Genomic DNA, 19,396 nt, shown 5'->3' with positions numbered 1-19,396 from the left:
TTTGACGATGTTTGGCAAAATTTAGCTATTTTTAGCCCATTTAGAGGACACTCGTTTGAATTGAGGACACGCCCTAATACAGCAACTCAATTTAACGGCGCTGCTCAACGATGATGGAGTCAATACCATTGTTTTGTAAGCGCTGCTGTGCCGTCGTCACTGCTTGGCGGTTACTCAAAGGACGTGAGATGACTTGATAAATTGGCAAGCCGTTACCCGTCGTATTTTTGACCACTCTAGCATCGACACCCGCCATTAGCACTTGCGCACGGCGACGATCCGCTTCATCTGCATCACCAAAGCTGTTTATCTGCAAAATGTAAGTGGCAGCAGGCTTGGCAGCTTGAATATTTGCCGTACCTGCTCCTGCATTGTTGTTACGTGTCGTAGAGTTGCTAGTGCCAGTCGGTGCTGAGCCGTCGTAAGTCGCATCTTCTTCAACGATCACAATATCATCGCCAGATGCCGCATTGTTACCACTAGCAGATTCGACAGCAGCATTTTCTGAGCTATCCGTGCTGTCTGCACTGGCCGTATTGCTCTCTGGCTGGGTCACAACGATATCAGGCTCAAAAGCTTCGATACCACCGATGCGATCATTGTTTATTTCACCAAAATCTTCATCAGGGATGGTCGCCATCTCTTGATTGGGTAAAATATCATAAAACTCATAATCGCCATTATCGGTATCCGTCTCGACGCGTTGCTGTACCTGACGATCAGGGTCATTGTCAGCGCTGCTACTAGCAGGACTAAAGTCGAACAATGGTGAGAGGTAGATAAATACCCCAATCATAAGGGTCAATACGGCCCCAACAAACATCCATAATAAGCCTGAGACGCTACTTGATTTGCGCTTTTCAGTCGCACCTTTAGGTTTTTTGGCTAGCATGGATCTCGTTCTCCCTACTGTATTTAACTATCATAATCACATTATTGCTATCAATCGTCTATATTCATTCTACATGTTAAAAAATTACCACATGTTAGACAGCCACTACATGCTAGACGGTGCAGACAATCCTAACAAACCAAGCCCATTGACCAATACTTGGCGCACGGCTTTAGACAAGCGCAGACGGGCTTGCATCAACGCCATCTCGTCCGAGCTTGGTGTCTCACCTGAGGTCAAGCTCACTGGCAAGATGCGATTGGTATCATACCAACCATGGAACAACGCTGCCAATTCTTTTAGATAGTTGGTCAGTACATGCGGCTCATAGCCTGTCGCTGCACGTAACAGTGTCGCAGGATACCCTGCTAACAGTTTAATCAGCTCATCTTCATTGGGTGCACTAAGCAGATTCTGATGCGCCAAACCAACGGCATCATCTACTGTCAAATCATAGGTTGCCAGTTTTTCTAGTACACGGCAAACACGGGCATGCGCATACTGAATGTAATACACTTGATTGTCTTTGCTTTGTGATTTGGCAAGCTCTAGATCAAAATCCACATGCACTTCAGGCTTACGTGCGACATAGTAGAATCTCGCAGCATCATTGCCAACTTCTTGGCGCAGCTCACGCAAGGTAACAAACTGACCTGAACGCGAGGACATTTGTACTTTTTCAGAACCGCGCCACAATGCCACAAACTGTACGAGCACCACATCAAGACGTTCGGCATCGATACCAAGTGCTAATAGCGCCGCTTTTACACGTGGGACATAACCATGGTGGTCTGCACCCCAAACGTTAACAACTTTATCAAAACCACGATCGAACTTGTTTTTATGATACGCAATATCAGAAGCAAAGTACGTCGACTGACCATTGGCACGGCGTACCACACGGTCTTTTTCATCGCCAAAATCGGTCGATTTGAACCAAGTATTGCCGTCTTTTTTGTAGAGATAGCCTTTGTCCTCTAGTACTTGTAATACTGGCTCAATCTCGCTATCGATAGATCTTTCACTGAACCAGCATTCATAACGTACGCCAAAGTCGTTTAGATCGTCTTTGATATCCGCCAAAATACTGCTCAATGCCGCATTTAAAAACAGCTCATAACCATCACCAAGCAAGGCTTTACTGTTGGCAATCAATCCATCAATGTGTGCTTCTTTATCGCCTGAGATGACAGTCTTTTCGCCGTCTGCATTGATCTCAAACTGAGCATCCTCTGCGACATCTTTGGCAACGTCTGCAAAGCTATGCACATAGCTATCGCCATGTTGTACTTTTAGCGTGTTGGCAATATCGCTGACATAGTCGCCTTGATAGGCATTGACAGGAAAGGTCACTTGCTCGCCATTGGCTTCTAAATAACGCAAATACGTACTGGTTGCCAAGATGTCCATTTGACGGCCAGCGTCGTTGACATAATACTCACGCGTGACGTCATAGCCAATCGCTTCTAGTAGGTTTGATACGCTCATGCCAAATGCAGCACCGCGACCATGACCGACATGCAGGCTCGACGTTGGATTGGCAGAGACAAACTCAACTTGGATTTTTTGCCCTTCAAACTGATCGCTTAAACCAAAACGGTCTTGTAAGGTAAAAATATCGTCCAATACCGCAAATTTGGCTTCAGCGTTTAAAAAGACATTGATAAACCCTGGCCCTGCGATTTCTACTTGGCGAATGTCTTGGTTTTCAGGTAGCGCGTTGACGATTTTTTCGGCAAGCTGACGTGGATTAGCCTTGGCAGCTTTGGCGGCAGTCAGCGCGATATTACTGGCAAAATCACCATGACTAAGATCTTTAGTACGGGTGATTTGGCTGTTGTTTTGCCAATCAGTAGGCAGTGTGCCATCTGCTTGTAGGGTTTGAATAGCATCGTTAAATAGGGATGCAAGTGTATCAATCTGGGATTGTGACATAGGGATTTGAACTCAATTAAATAAACAACAAAAACGGTGCGAAAATGTGACGAGTATGAGCAGTCGATAACTGCTTATTATAGGGGGTATAAATCATACAAAAAGATAAGTAACCTGTAAATATAACAATCTTTGCACTTTATTGCACCATTTACACCGAAATTAGTACTAAAATCTTACGGTTATCAAAATTTGGGCTGAATAATATCAATGATGTGAAACTGATAAATAAGTCACAACGTGAATTGTAGCGTTACTGTTGCTCGATACTGGGCAGTCGTTTATACCTGCCTGCTTCCACGTTATAATAATGGTTTGTACTGCGCTTCTCAGATATAGAAGAGGCGTTACTATTTTTTTCTTATAGGATCATGCCATGTTTGCTATTGCTGCCAGTACTGTCACTAGTTGGGGACTATACATTTTATTGCCAATCTTTATCGCTTTCTTGTTTTTTATTATGTGGGATATCTCTAAAGAATCTCAAGCTGGACGCGCCGGTACATTTTGGATTTTCGTCGCGCTTGGCGCAGGCTGTGTTGGCTTCATCATCAAGATTATCATGGAAGTTGCTTTCAAAAAGTGGTTAATTTAATTAGGGCTTATCACTTTCTATGACTTCACTGACGTAGCTTGGTAAATCCCATGCGCCACCAGCAAAACCGCGACACATGCCTGTGCTGGAATCTTCTGATTTGGCAAATGTTTCACCATTCCAAACCCAAACCAAACGACTCCAGCAGTCACCCAATCCTCGACTTTTATGCACTGCCCAAATCTCACCATCAAAATAGTCATTGCCTGCGGTGGTAATTAGCTGAGGGTTACGAGGTTTTGCATTATCTATAAGCCAATATCCACTAGCTGCGTTGTAAGCACCCATCCAACAGCTATGGATAGCTAAAGTATGAGTAGCATCTACTGGTATAAACTCCCAATCAAGCATACTAGAACCATACTCAGCCATCTGTTGATATGCCTCAGTTTTCGGGTTGACCAGTTCACAATCTCCCATCACATCCTCCGAACCTATTAACTGCTCAGAGTTGATATCTACCCACGTATTAATATTTTTCTGAAAATAAGCCAACCTTAAAGCATTTAACTGTTTATTGTCTTTGTCTGAATAAGCGAATGCTTTTTTTATCACAGGTGTTGGCTTAGCAGATTTTGGTGTTTGCTTACTAGCATGGTTCTTACTCACCAATGCTATTGACGTACCCACTCTGCCTTGTACTTCATCAAGTTTAAGCAACACCGCTCCCATACCTTTGTCACTAATCGTCCAGCGATCACTACCTACTCTTACTTCTATTTTTGTATTCAGGCGAGCGTGACGAAGCAATTGCTTGGTTTGATTTTCATCTAGCATATGCCTAGAATCATCATCACTTCTACTATTGATAGCACCGTAACTTTTGTCATTTAGCCATAACTCGGTATGGCTAGATTCATTACCAGTATTCAAACTATCATCAGATGATGACTGGTAAAACTCATCATCTGAATATATAAAGTCTACATATACTTTTGGCAAAGCTTTCTTCGGCTCTACAACCATTAATATCGAGACTGGACCGCTACCAACACCTTCTTCAGCATAACCTGCTGCTCGACAAGTCAAAGTGTTGTCACAAACCACTTGCCAATCATCTTTGACAAAACCCCAGCCTTCAAAGGGATCACCATACGCATCTGATGCTACAGCGGGTAGCGAAAACAAACTGAACGTCATCAAAGCCATTACTAGTTTCACAATCTCTCATCCTTGTGTTAATTGCTGTTCGTTATAGCGATTATTTATATTGACTGATGGCGTCTCTACTACCCTAAAAAATTATCTTTTGGCAATCAATGTCGCGCGCATTGGGGCAGGATACCCTTCCATGGTTTTAGTCGAGTCATTAGGATCCAAGAAGTCTGCTAGCGAATGATAAGTCATCCATTCCGTTTTACGCTGCTCTTCCGTCGAAGTCACGGCCACATCGACGCAGCGCACGTCTGAGAATCCCGCTTTTTCTAACCAACCAACTAATGCTGCCACTGACGGCAAGAAATACACGTTATTCATCTGCGCATAACGGTCGTGCGGTACCAGTACGGTATTGGCATCGCCTTCAACAACTAACGTCTCAAGCACTAACTCACCGCCTTTGACCAATTGACCTCTGAGCTGCTGTAGATGCTCAAAAGGCGACTGACGATGATAAAGCACACCCATACTAAATACGGTGTCAAACAACTGGCTGTGCGCAGGTAACGCTTCTAGCGGTACGGGGATATAATGCGTACGATAACGGCCCCTGTCCTTAGCATGAGCATGAGCATAAGTATGAGCATCTGCCGCCCCAACGAAATGGCGAATCGCCATAAACTGATGATAAAACAAGCATGACGGATCAATGATAATGACCGTATCCGCGCCAGCACCTGCCATACGCCAGCCATGATAACCAGAGCCACCGCCCACATCTAATACACGACGGCCTTTTAACTCACCCAAATGAGGCGCAACTCGTTGCCACTTCCAGTCACTGTGCCACTCGGTATCAATCTTAATACCTGATTCATCATTACCGATCTGACTGCCGATTTGACCACCAATCTGAAATGGCCCTTTACGCCACGGCATCAGCTGCTTTAATAATGCCATTGTTTGTTTGCGCTCAGACTCATTAAGTCTCGCGTCAATCGTCAATGTATCACTGTTTAGATCGACATTATTGACGGTCAAGTTTGGCAAACGAGCGACTGATGCTTGGTAGGCAGGCGCGTGCGCATAATTGGCTTTGTCCTTGATAGCATTTAGCCATGTTGGCAATTGCTTAAGCCACTCATAAGCGATCGGCTGCTGCTGTGCCAGCTCTAGCAAGGTTAAGTACAGTTCGCGTTCAGCATTGATGATAGTGTCGTTGAGCATAAAAGCAGGTTACCGTGTTGATTGTTATTTAAATGAATAAAATTAAAAGAGTTAGAACAAAGAAAGATAAGTTTTGATATATAAGTTCTTGTGAACTACGCATTTCCTTGTAGAATTTCCGCTTCACTACGAAAGTCTTCATATTCAAAAACACCATAGCCATTGTCCTGACTCTTGAAAACAATTTTACCCTCTTCTAACCAATTTAAGACATTTTTAGCATCATCAATAATCTCGGGATATAACTTATCTAAGATATTATCTATATTATGGTTTGATTCCGAAGTTTCGTAGTCTACTAGGCAGAGCCCATATATAATTCCTAGCTTGCCGAGAAACCCATAACCGTCACAATATAACTCGTACATCACCCAAATCGCATTACCACAACTTTCATCTTTATTGATAATTGAGTGTAGATATTCTGTTATTCGGTCAGCTTCAAATTTATAAAAATGGACATATTTCGCAAAACCATCATAAAAACCATTTTCAGAACTATAATCAAATGAAATCAGCTCAAGATACAAATCAGGGCTGCTAGACTCTAATACATCATCTTCATACAACCATTGCTCAAATGATTGTATGCTCATTTTTTTTGTTAATACTTGATGAATATTTTGTTCAGCTATAGATGGAATCATATTAGTGCCTTGTTAGCTCCCAAAATAAATCCTATTTAAACGCCACCACAGAAACAAAATTCAAAAACTGAAACCACGTTAGATGACGTTTAAAGCCAACATCGCTCAATCGTGCATGATGCTCATCTAAAGTATCAGTAATGAGGACATTTTCTAACGCATTGCGCTTGCCGCTAATTTCCATTTCAGTATAACCATTGGCACGTTTAAAATCATAATAACGCTCAACCAACCAGGCATCATACTGCTCGTCAAAGGCATGGGTTTTTTCAGTCAGTACCAATATGCCGCCTTCACTTAATGCTGCATAAATCTTCTCTAGCACCGCGACTCTATCGGCAGCTGGTAAAAACTGTAGCGTTAAATTCAAAATCACCATATCGCATGGCTCAAGCTCAATATCGCGGATATCAGCAGTGATTACTTCGATATCGTGCTCAGGATAGTTTTCACTTAGCAGCGTGGTCGCCTCTGTCGTCATCGCTGGTGAGATATCAATCGCCTTAATCTGCAAGTCTTGCGCCTCAAATTCGCCTGCTAGCGCCATTGTAGCCCCGCCAAGTGAGCAGCCCAAATCATAGATACGGCTGACGCGTTGTCCATTATTACCTTGCTGACGATACTTACAATGTCGACGGGCAAAGATAGGGAGCATCGCGAGCACTTGACCATAACCGGGCACACTGCGACGTATCATATCGGGAAAACAAGCCACTACCTGCTCATCAAATGAAAAGCGCGACGCTTTATCCAGCGGTGTGGTAAACGGTTTGTCAAATAGGGTGTCATGTTTGATGGTAGGCTTGGATTGGCTCATGGTGCGACTCGTTTTTGGATAATAGAACTTAAATTAGGAAATATTTGGCGATTTTGCTCGTCATTATGAAGCGAGACAAAGCAACGTATAGGTCATTCAATTTAACAAAGGTACAAGGCAACCGAGTGCAGATATATATGAAATATTTCAAGCGAGGTTAACGCTGTAATTTGTTTATAGTGAATGTCCTATAGCAAAAATCCATTATAACATTACTGTTTGTTACTTATCGCGTTTGGCTCGCCTGCTAAGCTGAATAAGTAGTGCTAAAGGTAGTGAGACATTGAAAAGAAACATTGAAAAATGAAAACATCACAACCAAGTACAGCACTTAACTCATATCTATAATAATAGGAAAAATTATGCAAACCATTATATTAGGCGGTGGCTGCTTCTGGTGTACCGAATCCATATTTTTATCAGTGAAAGGCGTGCAATCTGTTGTATCAGGTTATATGGGCGGCGATGCCGTATCAGCCAATTACGAAGATGTCTGTAGCGGAACGACAGGACACGTTGAAGTGATCAAAGTCGAATTTGATGACACTATCGTACCGTTAGAAGTTATCTTAGATGCTTTCTTTGCGACTCATGACCCCACCACGATGGATCGTCAAGGCAATGATATCGGTAGCCAGTACCGCAGTGTTGTGTTTTATACTGATGAAAATCAAAAACCAACTGTCGACCGTACTATTAATAAATTGCGTGATATGGGTGTCAGCGTGGTCACTGAAGTACATCCTGCCGTTGATTTCTACAAAGCTGAAGAGGCACATCAAGACTTCTTTAATAGAAACCCAGGACAAGGCTATTGCAACTTTGCAATCCCGCCAAAGCTTGCGAAACTACGTAAAGAATTCAGTCAGTACATGGTAAGCTAAATAGCGAATTGCATCAGCATTTATGTGTTTAGAATAAATGCTTAGCGCCATATTTGATAAAAGCCAAACGCCTATATTGCAAGCGTTTGGCTTTTTAATGTTGTCAGTAGTATCCATTAAATCGCTATCGCAACAAGCGTAAAATAAAGGCTAACCTCATGAATCCAGAATTTTGGCAAACACGCTGGCAGGAGAAACGCATTGGCTTTAATCAGTCTGCGGTGAATCCATTATTAGTGAAATACTTGAGCCATTTAAGCGTGCCAGCTGGTGGCTGCATCTTTGTACCTTTATGCGGCAAGTCGATAGATATGGTTTGGCTAGCAGCGCAAGGCTATGATGTGATGGGTGTTGAGTTGGTAGAAACAGCCGTACAGGAATTCTTCGCTGAACAAAATATCGTGCCCACCGTACATAAGCACACTACTACTTCTACTCTCAAATATTATCGAGGTCAGTTGTCGGGACAAACCATCACTTTATGGGTCGCTGATATTTTTGCGCTGACACCTAAAGATATTGGCACCATCGATGCCGTATATGATAAAGCTGCATTGATTGCCCTGCCAGCCGATATGCGTGTGAGGTATAGCGAGCACGTTCTACAGCTTCTTGATACTGCTGATAAAGGATATGCACCGCAACTATTAATAACGCTCAATTATGATCAGAGTAAAAGAAACGGGCCACCCTTCTCAATTGACGATGAACAAATACAACAGTATTACGGCCAGCATTATCAAATCAGCGAACTCGCCAGCGAACCTACTTCTATAGGATCGACGCCTGAATTAACGGTGACAGAGCATGTCTGGCTGTTAAATAATAACTAAAATGCTGAGCACAGCGATTAAGCAGCTATTAAAAAAATAACGGAGCGTTCTCATGAAAGTTTTAGTCAGTATGATAAGTTTAATCGCATTTTTATTGGTTGCACTGCCAGCACCGCTTTATAGATTTGGAGTTGTAGAGTTAGGCACGGCCTTTGCAGGATTTAAATTTGGTCTGGTTGTTGGTATTGCGGCACTCGTACTCTTGGCAATCCAAGTGTTATTTAAACGTAAAACGGTCAGCATAGCTAGCGCAGCAATAGCCGTTATATTTTCTGCGATTGCTATAGCCCTTCCACTGGGTATGATGACTACTGCCAAAAACGTACCACCGATTCATGATATTTCAACTGATGTAGTGAATCCACCTGAGTTTGTCGCGATTGCGCCACTACGTACAGATGCGCCAAATCCAGTAGAGTACGCAGGTGCAGAAGCGGCTGAACAACAACGCACGGCCTATCCTGATCTACAGACGTTGACCTACTCTCAATCAAAGCCTGAATTGGTTGAAGCATCCAAAAAAGCCGTTGAGAATTTAGGTTGGGAGCTTGTCAATACTGATGCAGATAAAGGCATCGTTGAAGCAACAGAGACCACTGCTTGGTTCGGCTTTAAAGATGACGTCATCATTCGTGTGACTGACAACGATAGCGAACGCTTGGTTGATATCCGCAGTAAATCAAGAATTGGTAAAAGTGACCTAGGTAAAAACGCGGCACGTATTCATGCGTTGATTGACGAGTTAGATAGTGTACTGTCAAAATAATGAGGTTTGGATAGGGTGTGAATGACCGAAGCCGTACTGATTTCATCACTCTATTCATCTCGACATTTTTACTTAAAACCCTCTTCTAATCTTGCGCCAGCGTCAATTTATAGTAACCATTCATAATCTTAGTCCTTCGATAGCTTTTCTTTACTGTTTAGATTGGTTACTCTAGGTCAATACTGCTTTTATCCACTTTGTTTTACTTCTCAATGACCGTTTCGATGTTTATAGGATATTTTCATGCGTTTGACTCCCTTTTCTACTTTATCGCTACTCAGTATTGCTGTCGGGCTAAGTTTTGCGAGCACCGCCCAAGCAGCCAGACCAGAGGCCCCGAACTTATCTAACGCCGAATTTCAACAATGTCTAGACGGGCTAAAAAATTCTAGCAAATTTCGTGGCGTCGACAGTTTTACCTTTAACAACTATCGCCCTACTCAGCCTGATCCTAGCGTGATTCAGTCACTCAATTATCAGCCAGAGTTTCAAAAAGACGTTTGGGATTATTTATCAGTGCTAGTGGACAAAGAGCGCGTAGAAGACGGTATCCGTGCCAAGCGCCAATGGAGCGATACACTGCGCCAAATCGAGTCACGTTATGGTGTAAAAGCTGAGCATGTACTTGGCGTTTGGGGCGTAGAATCAAACTTTGGTCAGACGTTAGGTACAAAACCATTGTTTGAGTCTTTGGCGACCCTATCTTGCTTTGATCGTCGCCAGAGCTACTTCCAAGGCGAGTATGCCAATGCCCTAAAAATCGTCCAAAATGGCGATATTGCACCGAGTGATATGACTGGCTCTTGGGCAGGTGCTTTTGGGCAAACACAGTTTATGCCAAGTACTTTTTTAGAGTTGGCAGTGGATTTCGATGGTGATGGTCGTCGCGACTTGGTCAATAGCGTGCCCGATGCACTGGCCTCTACGGCCAACTTCTTGGACAATCGTGGCTATCGTACTGGCGAGCCATGGGGTTACGAAGTCAAATTGCCTGATGGATTTTGGGCAGCCTCTAATCGTAAAAATAAAAAATCCATTAGCCACTGGCGCAATCAAGGGCTGACACTTGCTAATGGCGGCTCTTTACCGTCTGATTTGAGCAGCGCAGGTCTATTATTGCCTGCTGGAATAGACGGCCCTGCCTTTTTGGTCGGTAAAAACTTCGAGACGTTTTATTCATACAATGCCTCAGAAAACTATGCACTGGCCATTGCTCATTTATCAGACTTGATCACTTATGAAGACAGCAGCAAAACTGACTTTGTTACGGCTTGGCCAACAAATGATCCAGGTATCAGTCGCCAGCAATCTAAAGAGATTCAACAAGCACTGCTAAATGCTGGTTACGATATTGGTGGTGTGGATGGCATCATAGGAGACAATACCCGTACCGCTATTCAGCAGTATCAGACGAGCAAAGGGATTTTTCCAGCCGATGGCCGCGCAGGACAAACATTCTATCGAGCCATTATCGGTAATGCTGCGCCTAGCCAAGTCCAATATGGTCAGCCAGCAAATAGCCAACCCTTAAACCCTGCCTCTGCCGACCGAATGGGACAGCTGATCCAGCAGCAAACGACGATTCCTAATAGCTACTCGACACAGCCCGCTGCTCAACCTTCAACGACTGGCAATACACGTTATCGCCGCGTCACTGATGCTGATGGCACTATCAAACTCGTCCGTGTTGATGAAGGTTCGTAGGATTAAATAATCTGATCTTTAGAACATAAAAAAGCCACGCTATGATTAGCGTGGCTTTTTTGGTTTTTCAGAAAATTATATAGTTTTTTGAAAGCTAGAATAGCAACTTAAACGATAGGTGGTGGGTTCGGTTTGCCGTTATCTCCATCCCAATTTTCACGCGCTTTGTCATCTAAATCAGCGGCAGTTTTTGGTTCCCACTTGCCATTTTCTTTCCAGGTTGTATCGCCCCAGTCTGCATCTTCTTCCTTTCTATCCAAATCTTTGTAAGCTTGGCTAGGATCAATACCGCGACGTTTCATATCTGCCACTTGCTCTTCTAATGTATGAAACTGCTCAGCATCATGCATCGTTGTTTCTAAACCCTCAATTTCTCGTTTTAGCTCATCATTTTTAGCATTGTTCATCGTACGCTCTCCCTACTTATTAATATTATAGTTATCATTCTAAAACAGCTAACGTTGTTAATATTGTTAACTGACTGGCTTTATTATTACGGGTCTTAAGCAGATTCACAAGCATTGCACGTATGCTTTGTATTACAAAACGTAGTCGTGATTTCAAAGAGGGGTTTATCGTTGATTGTTATTGAGCACATCAACAAATAACAATGATCAGGGCGTGTCCTCAATTCAATCGATAGTCATCTAAATGGGTTAAAAATGGCTAAATCTTGCCAAACGGCGTCAAATAGCTGACTAATATCTCGATATTATCTGCGCTATTTTTCTTGTTTGACTGCGATTTATCTCATTTTTATCACCATTTTTAAAATGAGGACACGCCCTAGAAATCAGTCTTGCTTATTCGTGTTGGAGGTATGCTCTTGCAGTAAATTTTTTGCGTAAAAGGTTAACTTCCAAAGCTCTTGTGATACTCGAGTACTATAAGTCATCAACTGTATCCAGTTTGCACCGACCAGCTGACGTTGCAAATCATTGATATCAGCTTGAGAGATTTGGCAACGCGACACAGCATGCACATTTGGCATGACTCTCTTGATTTCTATTTCAGCTTTGGCGGTAATCAAGCGATTGATGGCATTTTGCAGACCATAGCTGGAGAAGGTAGACGGCATTTTTATTAGTACTATTAGTATTTGCTGCCAAGACAAGGTTAATGATCTGGTGACATCTGTTAAATTCCCACCTTCATAAGCTTGAGCACTATATTGGATATCAAAAATCTCTGTCAATACCAGTGGTTCACTGACTTCATCCGATGCCAAATCCTCATCAATATGACGGTCTTCTTTTATATTATTACTGCTTGGCGATACATCAATAGGTTTCTCGTTGGTCGTCTTGTTGCTGATGTTGTTGCTGGTGATAGTCACGTCCTCACTAGCTCTAACCCAACCACCCGTCATTTTATTATTGGCCACTGCATTATAGTGAGCCTGTATGAGTAATGGTTCGATATCCTCTTCTGTATCATAATATTGCAATAGATTGTCTTGCTTAGTCACTAACTTAATGAACTCTTGCAATTGACGGCTGATGACCGTCTCTTGATGGTGGTTTTTGACCAAAATAATCAGAGGCTTGAGCTTTGCTTTGGTGTTCAGATAACTCAAATGCATCTGACTAACACCGTTTTTCTGTACGGTCCCATAACTGTCGCCGACGATCATGACTGCATAATCACAAGAGTCAATACATTGGCGACCGTACAAAGATGCTTTTGATAACCGACTAGAAACATCATAGGTCAGGAATGCGCGGGTTTGAAAAAATATCGCTAAGCTGTCTAAGACCAACAATTGGTCATTGTCAGCACATATAACATGAATATGATAGCGGCGATTCGGCACAATTACCTCTAAGCGTAGGTCGTGGCATAAAAAGGATAAGATCTAAAGTAGGGCACAAAAATCTTGTTTTGCAAAGATTAGCATAGTCTTTACTTTAAAAGACGCACTCAATTTATTTTAACTGAACCATTGTTTTGAAAAGAGTATTGGATCAATGGGTCTGACAACAATCAGTCGAATAGTATTGCAACGCTCTCTCTTCGCCAAGCAATCGCTCAACTAAAGCGCATAGTTTATCACTATATTTGGTAGCATGAAAAGTTAATGGCGGTCTAATATTGGTATCTGATGTTTTGGTATCTATCTTATTAATAGTGTCCGCACGATATTCTCGTTTTTCAGTAACAAACAATGCAGACAGCTGATTTGCAATCAATAACTGTTTGACTCGTTCAGCAATCGCCTGTCCAGAGTCGACCACCTGTATCGGCAATTGCTGATGTTTGATTTCGTCTAATAAAAATGTCTTAAAAAACGGATAATGCGTACACCCCAACACCAGCTGATCAACACCTGCATTGGCAAATACCTGTATCTGCTGACGCAATTTTTGGGCGGTCTCATCATCTTCTGACATACCCGCCTCTACCCAAGGAACCAATTGCGGATCAAAATGCTTGGTAACTACTGTACCATTAGGATTGGCAAAATTGATAATAACATCATTTAATAAAGCGCCGTTTAAAGTCGCCTTGGTTGCGAGCACCGCCACATGACCACTCTTGCTGGCCAGTACGGCAGGTTTCAATGCAGGTACTAGGCCCACAATAGGCAGATGCGGATAGCAACGTCTTGCGGTGTCCAGCGCATAGGCTGAAGCGCTATTACAAGCAATGACGATCAATTTGCAACCTTGCTCATGCAACCACTCTACTGCTTTTAGCGTTAGCGCTTCAATATCTTCACTATCCCGATTGCCATAGGGCACATTTAGCGTATCAGCATAATATATATAACGCTCAGTGGGCAGTTGCTGTGCTAAATGCAAATAAACAGACAAACCACCAATGCCTGAATCAAACAGTCCAATTGGGGCGCTACGATTTTTACCGTTTATAATTGTGGTGCCAGACAGCTCCATTTCAGCTAGCGTCATCGTAATGGCGCTAAAACCCTTATCCTCAGAGATATCTGCTTTGAGCTTTTTGACTGTTTGGTTTGCCGTGATATCCATCTTTACACTAACACCGTTATTATATGATTCATTGGTCTCGTTACTCAGTTACATTTCGATATAGGCACGTTGTATATAGTGCACTACTCTATGTCAACTTTCTGTCATTTTTATACAATAAAAACACTTCAAGCTCACGCTTAGACAACATTATAAAATTATAGCATTCATCAAGAGATAGCAATCAATAGACAATAATAATCAGTTAGCAGGCATCGACAGGGAATAAGACTGTCCACCACTTTGTAAAGTCAGTATCGTCTCACCATTTTGCTCTGTTAATTCGCCAATTTCGGTCAAATGATAAAAAGTATTGCGACCAATAAGTGCGGTCAAACCATTTCTAACGGTCATATATGGGCGCACTTGTTCTGTAGAGGCTGACTCTGTAAAAGCTGACTCTTGACCGTGGTCAGCAGTATCCACCATGCCCATCCGATTTGCTGTATGGTTGATGTTAGGATTATACGCCTTTAATGTGATTGGATGCTCATTGTCCAAACGAACGACGTCGCCTGTCATCGTTGTAAACTCCAACCAACTTATATCGTTTTCATACACAATGCCGACATCATTAATCAGAAGTGGTGCGTCCTCTACTTGGATACGAATTTTTTGTACAGGGGTCTTTAAAAAGTATTCAATAACGCCATTATTTTCTTCCTTCCACAAGATAGTAGCGAACAAACTGACCAATGACTCTCTGGTCATTTGGCCTCCTTCGTGCCACCATTCGCCATTTGCTTTGATGGTCAAATCGATATCAGCAATATCTGTAGGATGCCACTTTTCGAGCGGTGGTATTGCCCGCCCTTCGCGCATCCCAGCAGTAGACTTAAGGTACTGGCTCAGGGCATCCATATTGTTTAGGCCAGAGGGCTTACCATTTAGGGCTTGGGCATGATTATTACTGATGTCATCAACTCTATTATTATCGTTATTCATCACTCAATCCTTTATTCAGTATTCAAAGTTTGGCATATCTACTATTACTATAAATTTTTGTTTCAGGTATGATGAAACTTCATCGTTATAACAACCTCATTTCCTTAACATTACCTTAGCACCGATACTCATAAATGCGTATCGTGTTTGTAGGACTTTTCTTTTATAATGAGTAACGATTTTTTATTGAAATGGTCAAGTGGGTGTTGTATTGATGACACATTTTACGTTATGTGTTGATATCTTTGAATAAATTGATGCCAACCATGACATGTCAATTGATGCCGCAAAGACAGTTTTATCGGGCAGCCATATGTCTGAGTGACATTAGCGCCGCAAGTCTATTATTCAGTTGTTAAGCTAATGATGCCCTGAGATAAGCCACTAAAAGTTTAGGAGTAGGTATGCAAGAGCAAGACAATCAAACGCCAGTTATTGATGGTAATACTGTGAATGCTGATGCACCAGTAGCGACAGAGACAACAAAGTTAGAAAAAGCAAAACCAGTCGTAGAGCCTGTTGCAGCGGAGCCTGAGATCGAACGTGAGTCAATGGAGTTTGATGTTATCATCGTCGGTGGCGGACCTGCAGGTCTGTCTGCTGCCATTCGTCTGCGCCAGCTTGCTATTGCAGCTGGTAACGATGAATTCATGATTTGTGTGGTCGAAAAAGGCTCTGAGTTTGGTGCTCATACCTTATCTGGCGCAGTCATCGAACCACGTGCGTTGAACGAGCTGATTCCAGATTGGAAAGAAAAAGGCGCACCGCTTAACGTGCCAGCGACCGAAGATCGCTTCTATTATTTAAACTCAGCCACACGCTCTACTAAAGTGCCTGACGCTTTGATTCCAGGGCCAATGCATAATGACGGCAACTATATCGTCTCCTTGGGTAATGTGGTTCGTTGGTTGGCCGTACAAGCGGAAGAATTAGAAGTCATGATGTTCCCAGGCTTCCCTGCTGATGACATTTTATATAATGACGATGGCTCTGTACGCGGTGTCTTAACGGGTGATATGGGCGTGGCTGCTAATGGCGAAGCCAAGCCAAGCTTTGAGCCTGGTTATGAGCTGCTTGCCAAATATACTATCTTTGCTGAAGGTAGCCGCGGTCACCTAGGCAAACGCTTGATCAGCCGTTTTGATCTTGATAAAGATTCTGATCCTCAGCATTATGGTCTTGGCTTAAAAGAGCTGTGGGACGTTGCGCCTGAAAAGCATGAGCAAGGCGTAGTGATGCATGGTCTTGGCTGGCCATTGACCGAAACGGGTTCTACTGGTGGCTGGTGGTTGTACTTTGATGAAAACAACCAAGTAAGCTTTGGTCTCGTCGCTGACTTGTCTTACCACAATCCATATATGTCGCCATTTGATGAGATGCAGCGTTTGAAGACGCATCCTGTCATTAAAAACGTACTAGAAGGCGGTAAGCGTATTTCTTACGGCGCACGGGCTTTGACCAAAGGTGGTCTAAACTCACTACCGAAGTTTACTTTCCCAGGTGGTGTTTTGGTCGGTGACGACGCTGGCTTCTTGAACCCTGCCAAAATCAAAGGGACTCATACCTCGATGAAATCAGGTATGTTGGCAGCCGAAGCTATCTTTGAAGCCTTACAAGCTGATCGTCAGCATGACGAAGTCGTTGCTTATAGCACGATGTACAAAGAGTCATGGTTGTATCAAGACAACTATGAGTCACGTAACTTCTCGCCTGCGATACATCGCATGGGTCTGTTTATGGGCGGTGCGTTCACCTTTATTGAGCACAATCTATTAAAAGGTAAAATGCCACTTACCTTACATGACAACATCCCAGATTACGATCAATTAGAGCGTGCCAACCATGCTTATCAACCAACTTACCTCAAACCTGATGGCAAGCTGGTATTTGATAAATTGTCGTCGGTATTTATCTCTAATACCAACCACGCTGAAGACCAACCAACGCATCTAAAACTCACTGACCCAACGGTGCCTGTTTCGATCAACTTACCGTTGTATGCTGAGCCTGCGCGTTTATATTGCCCAGCGGGTGTATACGAAGTGGTCAAAGATGCTGAAGGTGCCAAGTTTGTTATCAATGCGCAGAACTGTGTGCATTGTAAGACCTGTGATATCAAAGACCCTTCACAGAATATCACTTGGGTAACGCCAGAAGGTGGCGGCGGTCCTAACTATCCAAACATGTAAATCAGGATATTTCTGGTTTGAGCGATGACAGTTAACCTCATCAAAACCATGCGCTAATAAAAAAACCGCCCTGCTCTTTATAAGAGTCGGGCGGTTTTTTAATGCTTAAAACAAGCAATTTTTCTTAGTCCATGCTGCTTAATCTGTCCACGCATCACGATTGGCTTCGTCTTTCAACTTCACAAAATCATCAGGGTTAAATTTAATCTGGTCACCTGTTTTGCCTTCTTTAATCTGACGCTCATAATCACGCAGTATTCTGAGTGCGACTGGAGACAAGAGTAAAATAGCCACTAAGTTGACCAAGGCCATTAGACCCATGGATAAATCAGCAAAGTTCCATATGGCAGGTAGACTGGCAACAGAGCCAATAAATACCATACCCAATACCATAAAGCGGAAAATCATGATCATCACTTTAGCGTTTTTGGCACCAGAAATAAACTCAAGATTTGACTCACCATAGCTGTAGTTGGCAATGATAGAAGTGAATGAAAAGAAGAAAATAGCAATTGCCACAAACACCACACCCAGATCACCCACATACTGTGATAATGCTAGCTGCGTCAGCTGAATGCCTTCTTGCTCGACATTGGGATCGACCACCCCTGACAAAATAATAATCGATGCAGTTGCGGTACAGATGACAAGCGTATCCATAAACACGCCTAGCATTTGCATAAACCCTTGCACTGCTGGATGGTCAGGATGGCTCTTCGCCGTTGCCGCTGCGTTAGGCGCAGAACCCATACCTGCTTCGTTTGAAAACAGACCACGTTTGATACCGTTAATCATCGCCTGCGCAATACCATAACCGATCACACCGCCTGCTGCTTGCTCAAAACCAAATGCTGATTTTACAATCAACACAATCGCAGCTGGGAATTGGCTAAAGTTAGTGACGATAATAAATAGCGCCAACAAGATATACAAAATAGCCATAACGGGTACGATTTTACCCGCAATACGCGCCACTGAGCGCAAGCCACCGAATACCACAGGTGCCACCAGTACTACCAATATCAAGCCTGTCATCCATGTTGGGATGCCAAAGGCTTCATTGGTTGCTTGAGCAATCGTATTTGACTGTACACCGTTGAATGCCAGACCAAAAGCCACTAGCAAACATAATGAGAAAAACACTGCTAGCCAGCGCTTGCCCAGACCTTTTTCAATATAGTAAGCCGGTCCGCCACGGTACACATTATCATTGTGCGGCACTTTATATGCCTGTGCCAATGTTGATTCGATAAAGCTTGTCGACATACCGACGATTGCCGTCATCCACATCCAAAACACAGCACCTGGACCACCTAAATAAATCGCAATCGCTACCCCTGCCAAGTTACCAGTGCCAACACGCGCGGCCAATGACGTCATCAATGCTTCAAACGAGCTGATACCACCATCTTTACGCCCTTGATTCGACACGCGCAGCAACTTCCACATATGGCCAAAATGACGAAACTGAATAAAACGTGTAGCGACGGTGAAGTAAAGACCTGCACCAATCAGTAAGAACATCAGTAGCCCATACCAAGGGTTACTAGCGATCAACCAGTCATTGTTACCCCAGATAATACCGACACCATAGTTTACGATGCTATTAAACCAACCTGCTATCCCTTCGTTCATATGGATTCCTTATTCATTCTTTATATACTTTACTTAAATTTCACATTGATATCGGATTTTGATTCGTCAAAACCTTGAAAGGTTCTGCGCGAAATGTCCGATACCAAAACAACATGTGCATAATATAGATATTCAGTGACTTGCGACCATCACGTTTGGTTATCGACTTCATATATTTATTTTTAAAATAAATAGTGCTTATATTTCATATTGTATAGAATGGTTTAAGTGATAATTTAACC

17 protein-coding genes are annotated in these 19,396 nt (G+C 42.9%); 6 read left to right on the top strand and 11 right to left on the bottom strand.

The annotated features are described in order from the left end of the window. Positions 1-91: 91 nt before the first annotated feature. Together QL982_RS11985 and argS are read right to left on the bottom strand one after the other, a co-directional pair. Positions 92-892 (bottom strand): SPOR domain-containing protein, encoded by an 801-nt coding sequence (locus tag QL982_RS11985; RefSeq protein ID WP_290161646.1) that lies wholly within the window; start codon positions 890-892, stop codon positions 92-94. 105 nt (positions 893-997) lie between these two features. Continuing rightward, positions 998-2,827, bottom strand: a complete 1,830-nt coding sequence (gene argS / locus QL982_RS11980; protein WP_290161648.1) for an arginine--tRNA ligase — start codon at positions 2,825-2,827, stop codon at positions 998-1,000. 376 nt (positions 2,828-3,203) lie between these two features. Here argS and QL982_RS11975 point away from each other — a divergent pair, with 376 nt between their 5' ends. Next, complete coding sequence (locus tag QL982_RS11975) at positions 3,204-3,422, top strand: DUF2788 domain-containing protein (protein ID WP_290161650.1); 219 nt, start codon at positions 3,204-3,206, stop codon at positions 3,420-3,422. Here QL982_RS11975 and QL982_RS11970 read toward each other — a convergent pair whose 3' ends face one another. The 4 genes from QL982_RS11970 to cmoA all read right to left on the bottom strand — a co-directional run bounded on the left by QL982_RS11970 (position 3,423) and on the right by cmoA (position 7,211). Next, positions 3,423-4,583 (bottom strand): DUF1176 domain-containing protein, encoded by a 1,161-nt coding sequence (locus QL982_RS11970; RefSeq protein WP_290161652.1) that lies wholly within the window; start codon positions 4,581-4,583, stop codon positions 3,423-3,425. 81 nt (positions 4,584-4,664) lie between these two features. Then, positions 4,665-5,747: a tRNA 5-methoxyuridine(34)/uridine 5-oxyacetic acid(34) synthase CmoB gene (cmoB, locus tag QL982_RS11965; protein WP_290161654.1), complete on the bottom strand. Its 1,083-nt coding sequence runs from the start codon at positions 5,745-5,747 to the stop codon at positions 4,665-4,667. Between the two features lie 95 nt (positions 5,748-5,842). Next, entirely contained in the window at positions 5,843-6,394 is a 552-nt protein-coding gene (locus QL982_RS11960; protein WP_110924147.1) for a hypothetical protein, read from the bottom strand. A gap of 31 nt (positions 6,395-6,425) precedes the next feature. Further along, the gene (gene cmoA / locus QL982_RS11955; protein ID WP_290161658.1) at positions 6,426-7,211 is read right to left on the bottom strand and encodes a carboxy-S-adenosyl-L-methionine synthase CmoA; all 786 of its coding nucleotides are present in this window, start codon (positions 7,209-7,211) and stop codon (positions 6,426-6,428) included. A 362-nt stretch (positions 7,212-7,573) separates the two neighbouring features. Between cmoA and msrA the strand changes: the two genes are divergently transcribed. From msrA to QL982_RS11935, 4 genes are all read left to right on the top strand, one after another. Further along, the gene (msrA, locus tag QL982_RS11950) at positions 7,574-8,095 is read left to right on the top strand and encodes a peptide-methionine (S)-S-oxide reductase MsrA (RefSeq protein ID WP_290161660.1); all 522 of its coding nucleotides are present in this window, start codon (positions 7,574-7,576) and stop codon (positions 8,093-8,095) included. Positions 8,096-8,253: 158 nt separating this feature from the next. After that, positions 8,254-8,928 carry a thiopurine S-methyltransferase gene (gene tmpT / locus QL982_RS11945; RefSeq protein ID WP_290161662.1) on the top strand — a complete coding sequence of 225 codons (675 nt, stop codon included), beginning with the start codon at positions 8,254-8,256 and terminating at the stop codon, positions 8,926-8,928. A gap of 52 nt (positions 8,929-8,980) precedes the next feature. Next, positions 8,981-9,694 carry a DUF1499 domain-containing protein gene (locus QL982_RS11940; RefSeq protein ID WP_290161664.1) on the top strand — a complete coding sequence of 238 codons (714 nt, stop codon included), beginning with the start codon at positions 8,981-8,983 and terminating at the stop codon, positions 9,692-9,694. Positions 9,695-9,937: 243 nt separating this feature from the next. After that, entirely contained in the window at positions 9,938-11,398 is a 1,461-nt protein-coding gene (locus QL982_RS11935) for a lytic murein transglycosylase (RefSeq protein ID WP_290161666.1), read from the top strand. Positions 11,399-11,505: 107 nt separating this feature from the next. Here the strand turns inward: QL982_RS11935 and QL982_RS11930 are convergent, their stop codons facing one another. The 4 genes from QL982_RS11930 to QL982_RS11915 form a co-directional block, all read right to left on the bottom strand. Beyond that, entirely contained in the window at positions 11,506-11,805 is a 300-nt protein-coding gene (locus QL982_RS11930; protein WP_290161668.1) for a hypothetical protein, read from the bottom strand. 386 nt (positions 11,806-12,191) lie between these two features. Beyond that, on the bottom strand, positions 12,192-13,211 hold the full coding sequence (locus QL982_RS11925; protein WP_290190341.1) for a DUF4062 domain-containing protein: 1,020 nt from the start codon (positions 13,209-13,211) through the stop codon (positions 12,192-12,194). A gap of 151 nt (positions 13,212-13,362) precedes the next feature. After that, positions 13,363-14,307 carry a glutamate racemase gene (murI, locus tag QL982_RS11920; protein ID WP_290161671.1) on the bottom strand — a complete coding sequence of 315 codons (945 nt, stop codon included), beginning with the start codon at positions 14,305-14,307 and terminating at the stop codon, positions 13,363-13,365. 279 nt (positions 14,308-14,586) lie between these two features. Continuing rightward, the gene (locus QL982_RS11915) at positions 14,587-15,330 is read right to left on the bottom strand and encodes a DUF1285 domain-containing protein (protein ID WP_290165835.1); all 744 of its coding nucleotides are present in this window, start codon (positions 15,328-15,330) and stop codon (positions 14,587-14,589) included. Between the two features lie 551 nt (positions 15,331-15,881). Between QL982_RS11915 and QL982_RS11910 the strand changes: the two genes are divergently transcribed. Further along, the gene (locus tag QL982_RS11910) at positions 15,882-17,519 is read left to right on the top strand and encodes an electron transfer flavoprotein-ubiquinone oxidoreductase (RefSeq protein WP_290165839.1); all 1,638 of its coding nucleotides are present in this window, start codon (positions 15,882-15,884) and stop codon (positions 17,517-17,519) included. A gap of 138 nt (positions 17,520-17,657) precedes the next feature. Here QL982_RS11910 and QL982_RS11905 read toward each other — a convergent pair whose 3' ends face one another. Beyond that, positions 17,658-19,154 (bottom strand): alanine/glycine:cation symporter family protein, encoded by a 1,497-nt coding sequence (locus QL982_RS11905; RefSeq protein ID WP_290165837.1) that lies wholly within the window; start codon positions 19,152-19,154, stop codon positions 17,658-17,660. Positions 19,155-19,396 lie beyond the last annotated feature (242 nt).

It is taken from the genome of Psychrobacter sp. 5A.1 (genome assembly GCF_030407455.1).
Lineage (GTDB): Bacteria > Pseudomonadota > Gammaproteobacteria > Pseudomonadales > Moraxellaceae > Psychrobacter.
Note: the sequence above shows the minus strand (reverse complement) of the source record. Positions and strands in the feature narration are given on the sequence as shown.

Bases quoted from the DNA above. Each gene is read 5' to 3' on its own strand.
- QL982_RS11985 (WP_290161646.1), bottom strand. From the start codon at position 892: ATGCTAGCCAAAAAACCTAAAGGTGCGACTGAAAAGCGCAAATCAAGT.
- argS (WP_290161648.1), bottom strand. From the start codon at position 2,827: ATGTCACAATCCCAGATTGATACACTTGCATCCCTATTTAACGATGCT.
- QL982_RS11975 (WP_290161650.1), top strand. From the start codon at position 3,204: ATGTTTGCTATTGCTGCCAGTACTGTCACTAGTTGGGGACTATACATT.
- cmoB (WP_290161654.1), bottom strand. From the start codon at position 5,747: ATGCTCAACGACACTATCATCAATGCTGAACGCGAACTGTACTTAACC.
- QL982_RS11960 (WP_110924147.1), bottom strand. From the start codon at position 6,394: ATGATTCCATCTATAGCTGAACAAAATATTCATCAAGTATTAACAAAA.
- cmoA (WP_290161658.1), bottom strand. From the start codon at position 7,211: ATGAGCCAATCCAAGCCTACCATCAAACATGACACCCTATTTGACAAA.
- msrA (WP_290161660.1), top strand. From the start codon at position 7,574: ATGCAAACCATTATATTAGGCGGTGGCTGCTTCTGGTGTACCGAATCC.
- tmpT (WP_290161662.1), top strand. From the start codon at position 8,254: ATGAATCCAGAATTTTGGCAAACACGCTGGCAGGAGAAACGCATTGGC.
- QL982_RS11940 (WP_290161664.1), top strand. From the start codon at position 8,981: ATGAAAGTTTTAGTCAGTATGATAAGTTTAATCGCATTTTTATTGGTT.
- QL982_RS11935 (WP_290161666.1), top strand. From the start codon at position 9,938: ATGCGTTTGACTCCCTTTTCTACTTTATCGCTACTCAGTATTGCTGTC.
- QL982_RS11930 (WP_290161668.1), bottom strand. From the start codon at position 11,805: ATGAACAATGCTAAAAATGATGAGCTAAAACGAGAAATTGAGGGTTTA.
- murI (WP_290161671.1), bottom strand. From the start codon at position 14,307: ATGACGCTAGCTGAAATGGAGCTGTCTGGCACCACAATTATAAACGGT.
- QL982_RS11915 (WP_290165835.1), bottom strand. From the start codon at position 15,330: ATGAATAACGATAATAATAGAGTTGATGACATCAGTAATAATCATGCC.
- QL982_RS11910 (WP_290165839.1), top strand. From the start codon at position 15,882: ATGGAGTTTGATGTTATCATCGTCGGTGGCGGACCTGCAGGTCTGTCT.
- QL982_RS11905 (WP_290165837.1), bottom strand. From the start codon at position 19,154: ATGAACGAAGGGATAGCAGGTTGGTTTAATAGCATCGTAAACTATGGT.